10 protein-coding genes are annotated in these 9,649 nt (G+C 55.3%); 8 read left to right on the top strand and 2 right to left on the bottom strand.

Annotated features, from left to right (window positions below):
• The 8 genes from ACTH5D_RS16060 to ACTH5D_RS16025 form a co-directional block, all read left to right on the top strand.
• The coding region (locus tag ACTH5D_RS16060; protein WP_441672979.1) for an HAD family hydrolase at positions 1 to 644 on the top strand (644 nt) is incomplete at its 5' end.
• Positions 637 to 1,347: a UTRA domain-containing protein gene (locus tag ACTH5D_RS16055; protein ID WP_022521551.1), complete on the top strand. Its 711-nt coding sequence runs from the start codon at positions 637 to 639 to the stop codon at positions 1,345 to 1,347. The genes ACTH5D_RS16060 and ACTH5D_RS16055, both read left to right, overlap by 8 nt.
• 119 nt (positions 1,348 to 1,466) lie before the next feature.
• Positions 1,467 to 2,501, top strand: a complete 1,035-nt coding sequence (locus ACTH5D_RS16050; RefSeq protein WP_441672977.1) for a putative 2-aminoethylphosphonate ABC transporter substrate-binding protein — start codon at positions 1,467 to 1,469, stop codon at positions 2,499 to 2,501.
• A 46-nt stretch (positions 2,502 to 2,547) separates the two neighbouring features.
• Positions 2,548 to 3,672, top strand: a complete 1,125-nt coding sequence (locus ACTH5D_RS16045; protein WP_081742640.1) for a putative 2-aminoethylphosphonate ABC transporter ATP-binding protein — start codon at positions 2,548 to 2,550, stop codon at positions 3,670 to 3,672.
• A complete protein-coding gene (locus ACTH5D_RS16040; RefSeq protein WP_441672975.1) occupies positions 3,669 to 5,363 on the top strand; it encodes a putative 2-aminoethylphosphonate ABC transporter permease subunit in 1,695 nt (564 codons plus the stop codon). Before ACTH5D_RS16045 ends, ACTH5D_RS16040 begins: the two co-directional genes overlap by 4 nt.
• A 63-nt stretch (positions 5,364 to 5,426) precedes the next feature.
• Positions 5,427 to 6,587, top strand: coding sequence for a 2-aminoethylphosphonate--pyruvate transaminase (locus ACTH5D_RS16035; protein ID WP_141440536.1), 1,161 nt, complete (start codon positions 5,427 to 5,429; stop codon positions 6,585 to 6,587).
• The gene (gene phnX / locus ACTH5D_RS16030) at positions 6,587 to 7,405 is read left to right on the top strand and encodes a phosphonoacetaldehyde hydrolase (RefSeq protein ID WP_141440537.1); all 819 of its coding nucleotides are present in this window, start codon (positions 6,587 to 6,589) and stop codon (positions 7,403 to 7,405) included. The genes ACTH5D_RS16035 and phnX overlap by 1 nt, the downstream gene beginning before the upstream one ends.
• Positions 7,402 to 8,295, top strand: a complete 894-nt coding sequence (locus tag ACTH5D_RS16025; RefSeq protein ID WP_141440538.1) for an EamA family transporter — start codon at positions 7,402 to 7,404, stop codon at positions 8,293 to 8,295. Before phnX ends, ACTH5D_RS16025 begins: the two co-directional genes overlap by 4 nt.
• A 100-nt stretch (positions 8,296 to 8,395) precedes the next feature.
• Here ACTH5D_RS16025 and ACTH5D_RS16020 read toward each other — a convergent pair whose 3' ends face one another.
• Together ACTH5D_RS16020 and ACTH5D_RS16015 are read right to left on the bottom strand one after the other, a co-directional pair.
• A complete protein-coding gene (locus ACTH5D_RS16020; RefSeq protein ID WP_441672973.1) occupies positions 8,396 to 9,157 on the bottom strand; it encodes a hypothetical protein in 762 nt (253 codons plus the stop codon).
• 207 nt (positions 9,158 to 9,364) lie between these two features.
• A partial coding sequence (locus ACTH5D_RS16015) for a hypothetical protein (RefSeq protein ID WP_441672971.1) occupies positions 9,365 to 9,649 on the bottom strand: 285 nt, incomplete at its 5' end.

The following is a 9,649-nucleotide window of genomic DNA, read 5'->3' as shown; positions in this document are numbered from 1 at the left end:
AAGGTTGGATCAGCGATGCCGACGCTTTTATGGCGAGAGCGGAGCAAATGCACCAGGCCTATCATGCGGGGAAGCTAAAGCTTGAAGAGTATTTGGCCATGACCCTAGCACCGCTGCGAGGGCGCAGGGTGAAAGATGTGCAAAAAGAGGTCGAGCGCTTTGTGGCCACGCACCTACAACCGCGTATTTTTGAACAAGCCTGGGCCTGCCTTGAAGCGCACCGCCAGGCAGGCGATACCCTGGTACTGATTTCCGCCTCGTCGCGGCATCTGGTTGAGCCGATAGCGACCACGCTAGGCATTGAGCATGTGCTGGCGGTAGAACTAAGCGTGGAACACGGTATCAATGAAGACGCGCGCTATACCGGCGGCAGCGAGGGTATTTTTTCTTATCGTGGCGGTAAGGTGCTGCGCTTAAAACAGTGGTTGGCCGAGCAGCAGTTCACCCCTAGCCACACTACTTTCTACTCAGACTCCCGCAACGACCTCCCGCTGTTGCAGTACGTGGATTGCCCTGTAGCGGTCAATCCCGATCCAGTGCTCGCTGAGGTGGCTAGCGTTGAAGGTTGGCGGCGCTTAGACTGGCGGGCGCCCTCAAGCGCTTCGTCACCTAATGCTCTGCCAGGAAAATCGGCGCATGTCTGATGCCTACTATCTAAAGTTAACCGAACAGCTTCGTACCTTGATCGACCAAAATGCTGCCCTGTGGGAAGGCAAGCTTCCCGCAGAGCGGTCATTGGCCGAGCGTTTTGCCACCACTCGTGTGACCCTGCGCCAAGCGCTTTCACAGTTGGAAATGGAGGGCTTAATCCACCGCAGCAACCGGCGCGGCTGGTTTATTTCTCCTGCCCGTTTAGTTTACGACCCCACCCGTGACGCGGGCTTTAACGACTATGTACGTGCACAGGGGCGGCAGCCACGCACGGCAGTATTGAAGCTGGAAACCCGTGCCCATCTGCCTGCCGCGCGGGCACTGAATCTGCCGGATGACCAGCCGTTTCAGCATATTCGCCGCCGCCGCTACGTGGATGACCGCGCGGTGCTGGTGGAGTCGCTGTGGGTGGTGCCCGAGCGTGCCCCAGAGTTGCTAGATATCTATAGTGGGCAATCGCTTTGGGGGCTGTTGCGCGAGCGCTGGGGGCACTACCTGGCCAATCGCTCTATTCGCATGGTCTCAGAAGCGCTTTCGCCAATGGATGCCGAAGAGCTATTCGTTGCGCCCGGCACTGCCGGGTTAAATATTAACCGTGCCATTTTAGACGACCAGCAGCGCCCTATTGAGTTTGATGAAGAGCACTGGCTGCACGATTCGCTGTGTATCAGTGTGGAGCTATCCGGTCAGCGCTAGCGGAAACGACCTAGTCGTGGTCATCATCAGTTAAAAAAACGGTCAAACAAGCGTCATCGCAGTGTCATTTAAAGCCTGCAGACTTCTGGTCTATACCAATTAGCCAGGAGCCCACCATCATGATGTCACGCCGTTTATTCCCCTCCACCTTGCTTGCAGGTGCCGCAGCCGTTGCACTTGCTTCAAACGCCCAGGCCACTGAATTAACCGTGTATACCGCCGTTGAGTCAGATGACCTGCAAAAATACGCCGAACGCTTCAGCGCGGCGCACCCGGATATCGAGATTAACTGGGTGCGCGACTCCACCGGCGTGATTACCGCCCGCCTGCTGGCCGAGAAAGACAATCCCCAGGCTGACGTGATCTGGGGCCTGGCCGCTACCAGCCTGCTGGTGTTGGAAGAGGAGGGCATGCTGGAGCGCTACGCTCCCGCTGGCGTTGAGAATCTCGACCCCAAATTTGTCGATGTGGCCTATCGTGATGGTGAAGACCCGGCTTGGGTGGGTATGGACGCCTGGGTCGCTGCTATTTGCTACAACACCATTGAGGGCGAGCGCCAGGGCGTGCCGATGCCGACCTCTTGGGAAGATCTCACCCAGCCAGAGTTTGAAGGCCATGTGATTATGCCTAACCCCAACTCGTCGGGTACCGGCTACCTGGATGTGGCCAGCTGGCTGCAGCTATGGGAAGAGGATCAGGGCTGGGATTATATGGATCGCCTACATAACAACATTGCCCGTTACACTCATTCTGGCTCTGCTCCCTGCAGCCTGGCGGCCACCGGTGAAACCGTGGTGGGCGTGTCATTTGCTTTCCGCGGTGCGCGCTTGAAGTCCCAGGGTGCGCCTATTGAAGTTATCTTCCCTGAAGAAGGGCTGGGCTGGGATATGGAAGCCGCCGCTATTATGGCCGGTACCGACAAGCTGGAAGCCGCGCAAACGCTCATGGACTGGGCAATCTCCCGCGAGGCCAACGAACTGTATAACGAAGGCTATGCAGTGGTTGCCTACCCAGGTGTGGCACAGCCGATTGAAAACTACCCCTCCGATATTACTGATCGCATGATCGACGCCGACTTCCAGTGGGCTGCCGTCAATCGCGAGCGCGTGCTAGCCGAATGGCAGCGTCGCTACGATGGTAAAACCGAACAATAAGCCGCGATCAGTTGCCCCGGCCGGTTTGCCGGGGCTTGGAGAGGTTATGCACACGACAATGACATCGCTGCTGGCGGCCGACACACCAACGGTGATGACTCCCACTACTCCCCATTTAACCATTGAAGCAGTCACTAAGCGTTTTGGTAGTTTTACCGCGCTGGATGGTATTTCCCTAACCATAAACGAGGGCGAATTTGTCTGCTTTTTGGGCCCCTCCGGATGCGGCAAAACCACCCTGTTACGCACGATTGCAGGGCTGACCCAGCAAACGACGGGCACGCTTATTCAGCGTGACAAGGATATCTCCACGCTGCCCACCCAGGCGCGGGATTTCGGCATTGTGTTCCAGTCCTATGCGCTGTTTCCCAACCTCACGGTGTTCAACAACGTGGCCTATGGGTTGCGCAACCGGCGGGTAGAGCGGTCACGCATCCAAGCACGGGTGGGTGAGCTGCTCGCGCTGGTGAACTTGACGGGCAGCGAAAACAAGTACCCGGCGGCGCTTTCCGGCGGGCAGCAACAGCGCGTGGCGCTGGCGCGGGCATTGGCCACCGAGCCTGGCCTGCTGCTGCTGGACGAGCCGCTTTCGGCGTTGGACGCCCGGGTGCGGGGCCACCTGCGCAGCCAGATTAAAGCCCTGCAGGCGCGCCTCGGGGTGACCACCATCATGGTGACCCACGACCAGGAAGAAGCGCTGACCATGGCCGACCGCATCGTGGTGATGAACCACGGCGTGATCGAGCAAGTGGGTACCCCGGCGGAGATCTACCATCAGCCTGCCAGCGCCTTTGTGGCCTCGTTTATCGGCAGCATGAACTTCCTGGAAGTGACCGCTCAGGGCGATAACCAAGCGCTGCTGGGTACCATGCCCTGCGCCTGCCTATCGCATACCTTAAAAGTGGGTCAAGCCGCCCAACTGGCTATTCGGCCCGAAGCAGTGGCACTTAGCCGTCAAGCGGGAGCGCTGAACGGTGAGGTGATCGGCATCGAGTTTTTAGGTCCCTTTCAGAGGGTCACTTTGCGCCTAACGGACGTTGACCAAACGCTAATTGCCGATGTGCCTAGCCGCGATAGTACCGACTTAAACCTTTACCAGGGGCAGGTTCTAGGCATTCACCTGCCCGCCGAAGCCGCCCGTCTTTATCCCGCCGGGAGCAGCCAGCAATGATCGCCGAGAGCTTTGTAAAATCGGCGACCAAGCCGTCGCTAGAGTCGCTGATCCGCTTGTTGGCGTTACTCGCTGGCGTTGCATTGCTGGTGGTGGGGCTGCTGTTCCCACTCGTGACCATGCTGATCAAGAGCCTGCAAGACCGCGCCGGCGACTTTATCGGCCTGGCTAACTTCGCGCACTATTTTCAAACCCCGGCGCTGGTCAATTCGATTGCCAACTCGTTGCGGGTGGCGTTGATGACCACCGGTGTGGTGGTCGGATTAGCGTTTCTATGCGCCTACGGGATTACCCGTACCTGCATGCCGGGCAAGCGGCTGTTTCGCATGTTGGCGATTCTGCCCATTTTGGCGCCATCGCTGCTGCCCGCGATTAGCCTGGTCTATCTGTTTGGCAATCAGGGATTTCTGCGCGATTTACTGGCCGGCCAATCGGTTTATGGACCCATCGGCATTGTCATGGGCATGAGTTTCTGGATATTTCCCCACGCGCTAATGCTGCTGACCACCGCGCTGACCAACAGCGACGCGCGGCTCTACGAAGCGGCTGAAGCGCTGGGAACCCCTAAGTGGCGTACATTTTTGACTATTACCTTGCCCGGCGTGCGCTACGGGCTGATTTCCTGCCTGTTTGTGGTGTTTACCCTGGCGATTACCGACTTCGGCGTGCCCAAAATCATCGGCGGTCAGTTCAGTGTGCTGGCTACCGACGTCTACCGCCAAGTGGTGGGGCAACAGAACTTTCAGATGGGGGCTGTGGTGAGCGTGATTCTGCTGCTGCCTGCAGTGCTCTCGTTTATCGTTGACCGCTGGATACAGCGGCGCCAAGTGGCGCAACTCTCGGCACGGGCCGTGCCGTGGCAGCCTAGCCCCAGCCCGCTGCGGGATTGGATATTTACACTGCTGTGCTACGCGGTGGCGGGGGCCATTGTGCTGGTGATCGGCACGGCGGTGTATGCGTCTCTGGTGCAGTTCTGGCCCTACAACTTATCGATAACCTTTGAGCATTATACCTTCCAAGGCATGGCCGATGGTGGTTGGGGGGCGTGGTTTAACTCGCTCAAGTTAGCGTTTAGCGTGGCCTTGGTGGGCACGTTAGTGATCTTCTTTAACGCCTGGCTAATCGAAAAGAGTGAAGGCTTTCGCCCGCTGCGCCAAGGGCTGCACTTTATGGCCATGCTGCCCATGGCGGTGCCTGGCATGGTGCTGGGGCTTGCCTATATCTTCTTTTTCAATCAGGCGGGCAACCCATTTAACTGGCTGTACGGCACTTTGATGATTCTGGTGCTCAACACGTTGGTGCACTTTTATACGGTGTGTCACCTCACCTCGGTAACCGCGCTTAAACAGCTCGACCCTGAGTTTGAAGCCGTGGGGGCTTCACTGAAAGTACCGTTTTGGATCACGTTCAGCCGGGTGACGCTGCCGGTGTCGCTGCCCGCGGTGCTGGATATATCGGTGTATCTGTTCGTCAATGCGATGACCACGGTCTCAGCGGTGGTGTTTCTCTATAACAGTGACACGCGGCTGGCCTCGGTGGCGGTGCTGCACCTGGATGAAGCGGGCTACTTCGCCAGCGCTGCGGCCATGGCCGTGCTGATTTTCCTTACCTCGCTGGTGGTGAAGCTGCTCCACACCGCACTCACCCATGTTTTATTAAATAACGCCCAGCGCTGGCGCCATGCGTGCTAGCTGACACCTAGACAGCCGCTGTGCTTACTATTAAAGTGTTTTAAAAATCTGGTATATACCAAAATGACCGATAACGTGAGCAAGGACATAAAAGACCCCTATTTACTAACCCCCGGGCCGCTGACTACTTCCCATGCGACCAAAGCCGCCATGCTGCGTGATTGGGGCTCCTGGGATGACGACTTTAACCAAGTGACTGCCGGCATTCGCACCCAGCTGCTTGCCATGGCCGAGGCAGCAAGCGACGAGTACGCCTGCGTGCCTATGCAGGGCAGCGGCACCTTTGCTGTTGAGAGTGCGCTGGCTTGCGCCACTGATCCCAACGGTAAAGTACTGGTGCTGATGAATGGTGCTTACGGCAAGCGAGCCGGCCAACTGCTGGATACCATAGGGCGCGTCTATATCACCTTGGATAAAGGCGACTATCTGCCACCCCAGCCCAATGAGGTGGCGGCGCTGCTGGAGCAATATCCTGATATTACAGCGGTATTTTTAGTGCACTGTGAAACCAGCTCGGGCATTTTGAACCCGTTAGAGGCGATTGCAGAGGTGGTGAACGCTCATGGTAAAACGCTCATCGTCGATGCGATGAGTTCCTTTGGCGGCGTACCCAACAGCCTCGCGAAAACACCCATCGATGTGCTGGTTTCCTCTGCCAACAAGTGCATCGAGGGCGTGCCTGGATTTGGTTTTGTGATTATTCGCAAAGCGCTGCTTGAAGCAGGCAAGGGGCGCGCCCACTCACTGAGCCTGGATCTGCACGACCAGTGGTCGTATATGGAACGCACTGGTCAGTGGCGCTTTACGCCGCCCACTCACACCGTGGTGGCCTTTCAGGCCGCACTTGCCCAGCACCGGGAAGAAGGCGGTGTGCCAGGGCGCTGCGCGCGCTATACCCGCAATCGTGATGCGCTGGTAAAAGGCATGCGAGCGCTAGGCTTCAGCACGCTGTTAGAAGACGAATGGCTATCGCCGATCATCACTACCTTCTTAAGCCCAACCGATCCAGCGTTTGAGTTTAACGCTTTCTACGCGGCGCTAAAGGCGCGCGGGTTTTTGATCTATCCCGGCAAGTTGACTGAAGTGGAGAGTTTTCGTATCGGCTGCATTGGTCAGCTAGGCACCACGGTGATCGCGGAACTGCTAAGCGCCATTCAAAACACACTTGCCGAGATGGGCGTTAGCCTTTTTCCAGGCCTATCTTCACAATCAGGGAGCGCCTAATGCAGTATCAATCTCCCCAATGCTTGCAAGCGGTTATCTGTGACTGGGCAGGCACGCTGGTCGACTTTGGCTCCTTTGCGCCTACCCAGATATTTGTCGAAGCGTTTGCCGAACTGGGCGTGGCGATTAGCTTGGAAGAAGCTCGCGGCCCCATGGGTATGGGTAAGTGGGATCATATTCGGACACTCTGCAACCATCCGGACATCGCCGAACGCTTTGTACAGGCGGTAGGCCACGCGCCTTCTGATGACGATGTAACGGCGCTTTATGAGCGCTTTATGCCGCTGCAGATTGCCAAAATTGCCGACCACTCGGCGGTGATTCCCGGCGCGCTCGACACCTTAACTACGCTGCGCGCCCAGGGGCTGAAAATCGGTTCCTGCTCTGGCTACCCGGCGGTGGTGATGGAAAAAGTCGTCGCTTTGGCTGCGGATAACGGCCTGCAAGTTGATCACGTAGTGGCGACGGATGAGGTGCCCAATGGCCGTCCGTATCCTGCTCAGGCGCTGGCCAATGTGATCGCGTTAGGCATCAGCGATGTGGCAGCGTGTATTAAAGTGGACGACACCACGCCGGGCATTCTTGAAGGGCGCAGCGCGGGGATGTGGACAGTGGCGCTTACCTGCTCGGGCAATGCGCTGGGGCTAACCTATGCGCAATATCAAGCGTTGAGTGATGCCGAGCACCACGCCGCCCACGAGCGGGTGGCCGCGCAGTTTGCCCCCTCAGCACCGCACTATTGCATTGAGTCCATTGCCGAGCTACCCAGCGTGGTCGATGCCATCAATACACGTCTTCAACAGGGAGAGCGTCCTTGAGCCCAGCCGCGCTTGCTCTGGTACTGGTCTCGGTATGCATGCACGCCGGATGGAACGTGTTGGGCAAACGCAATGCGCCGTCGTTAGCCTCTTTTACCCTGGCTTACGGCGCGGGTGGGGCGGTGATGCTGCCGCTGGTGTTGCTTGGGCCGTCACTCACTGCATTACCAAGTGCATTCTGGGGCTGGTTGGCGCTTTCGGGATTATGCCAAATGCTCTACATGGGTGGCTTAGCCTGGGCCTACGCGAGAGGGGACGTTAGCGTACTCTACCCCATTGCCCGGGCATTGCCGGTAGTGTTAGTGCCGCTGGTGTCCATTGTGCTGTTGGGTAGTCGGGTGCTGGATCGCTGGGACGGCCTTGGCATGGTGCTAGTCGTGGCAGGCGCGCTCTGCCTACCGCTTAGCCATCCGCAGGCGCGCAGGTTATCCACCTATCTCACGCCTGCCATGGGGTTTGCGTTGCTGGCAGCGGCGGGCACCGTAGGCTACTCGTTGATCGACAAGCAGGCCCTCGGGCTAATGCAGGGGGCAGGGCACAGCGGGTTAACCGCCGGGGCGGTGTTTATGGTGCTGCAAGCGCTGATGACGCTAAGCTGGTCGGTACCGCTACTGGCGTTGCTACCGGCAGAGCGCCGCCGCCTGCCTGCACTCCGCCAGCAGGGGCTGACCATGCTGGTCGTTACCGGGCTGATGATGACCTGCACCTATGGCCTGGTATTAATCGCCATGGCGCTTACCGACGAGGTGAGTTATGTGGTAGCGCTGCGCCAGCTCTCTATTCCAGTCGGCGTGCTAATGGGTGTGTTATGGCTGAAGGAGCCCGCATCCAGGGCAAAAGCATTCGGCACTCTGGTGATGTTGGCAGGGCTGGTGCTGGTGGCGCTTTAGACCATTACGCTGGCGGCGCTTTTGGCACCGCCAGCGTGAGGTGATCTAGCCAGCCATCGTCGTTGTTTTCGGCTGCCAGCGGATTGTCAGTTCTTCGATGCTACTGGGCATCCCCAGCCGATTCCGCTTGGGGGCTGTCAGTTGGTTGATATGCATTGGAATATAAGATGGTCAGGATGATAGCAGTGAATACATATATGAATGTGTTTACTAGTGGGGTTATCAAAGCAAAGGATATCAGGCTAAAGAATTGACCACCAATCAAGCTAGAAAAAAGTCCAATGCAATATTCAAAAATAAATAGCAGAGCGATCAATAAGGCAAGTGAAAAGAATAGCGACCATTGGCAATTTTTAGTCATGCTCAAAGATTCTCTCAACGATATGCTTCTGTCAAGCGCTACACCTACAAAAATAAGCGACAGCCTTAATGTGAAAAATAAAGTGACTAAGAAAAAAGTTAAGGGAATAACGCCCATCAAGATGTTGTGCATGATAAGGGTTAATGAAGCTCCGATAAACATGCTTGGTACTATCCATAAAGCCAAGAATCCAATGCTGTACAAAAGATATTTTATTTCGCGATTTTTGAATTTCAATTTAAAAGGCTCTGGCTGTTCGTCGAGTAAAATTGTCCGTGTTGTATTTATTGAGATGATCGTCAGAATGGCCATGTCAGCAACAAAGAAAAGTATATATAAAAGTGAGCTGGCACTGCCATATGAAAATCCTGTATAAGCTGATCCGTAGCGCACCAATTGAAGCAAGATATACAAAATTAAAGGCAAGATGACGCCTTTTAATATAGCGCTCCTATGTTGGATCATAAGATACAGTGAACCTAGAGTGAATTTTGCAAACATGCAATTTCCTTAGTGTTTAAGATGTTGTCTAAAAGATAAGTCCCGAAAAATCAAGGCCACACTGTCGATAAAGGTTGTCACGAGAGATTTTTCTTTTCGGTCAACAGATGTTTTGAATGTTTTATGCAAATAAGTGATTGATTTTACTATAATTGATGCTTTGGATGCTGTGCTTATTAGTTGAATTAAGGCGTTGAAGATTTTTGCTCATATCCTTCGCCACAAGTCCTTATCCGAAAAATAAGCGAACCCTAGTGTCAATGATATGAATATTTTTTGGATTTCAGAGAATGCAGTTACCAATGGTGTTGCTACGAAATAACCCCCTACTAAGCCTTCTATAACCCATAGTATCATGCTAATAAGAAGCACATTACGGAAAAAACGTGGCTTAAAACACATTCCTAGAATGCCTATGATCTCAACTATCATAATTATTATATTTAAGTTTCTCAAGCTTTCATAATCAATAATTGAAAAATAACCTTGCCA

Origin of the sequence: Halomonas sp., from assembly GCF_052095695.1 — a bacterium.
In the GTDB taxonomy this organism is placed as follows: domain Bacteria; phylum Pseudomonadota; class Gammaproteobacteria; order Pseudomonadales; family Halomonadaceae; genus Vreelandella.
The sequence above is the reverse complement of the archived record's forward strand: the minus strand, read 5'-3'. Positions and strand labels throughout refer to the sequence as shown.

Bases quoted from the DNA above. Each gene is read 5' to 3' on its own strand.
- ACTH5D_RS16055 (WP_022521551.1), top strand. From the start codon at position 637: ATGTCTGATGCCTACTATCTAAAGTTAACCGAACAGCTTCGTACCTTG.
- ACTH5D_RS16050 (WP_441672977.1), top strand. From the start codon at position 1,467: ATGATGTCACGCCGTTTATTCCCCTCCACCTTGCTTGCAGGTGCCGCA.
- ACTH5D_RS16045 (WP_081742640.1), top strand. From the start codon at position 2,548: ATGCACACGACAATGACATCGCTGCTGGCGGCCGACACACCAACGGTG.
- ACTH5D_RS16040 (WP_441672975.1), top strand. From the start codon at position 3,669: ATGATCGCCGAGAGCTTTGTAAAATCGGCGACCAAGCCGTCGCTAGAG.
- ACTH5D_RS16035 (WP_141440536.1), top strand. From the start codon at position 5,427: ATGACCGATAACGTGAGCAAGGACATAAAAGACCCCTATTTACTAACC.
- phnX (WP_141440537.1), top strand. From the start codon at position 6,587: ATGCAGTATCAATCTCCCCAATGCTTGCAAGCGGTTATCTGTGACTGG.
- ACTH5D_RS16020 (WP_441672973.1), bottom strand. From the start codon at position 9,157: ATGTTTGCAAAATTCACTCTAGGTTCACTGTATCTTATGATCCAACAT.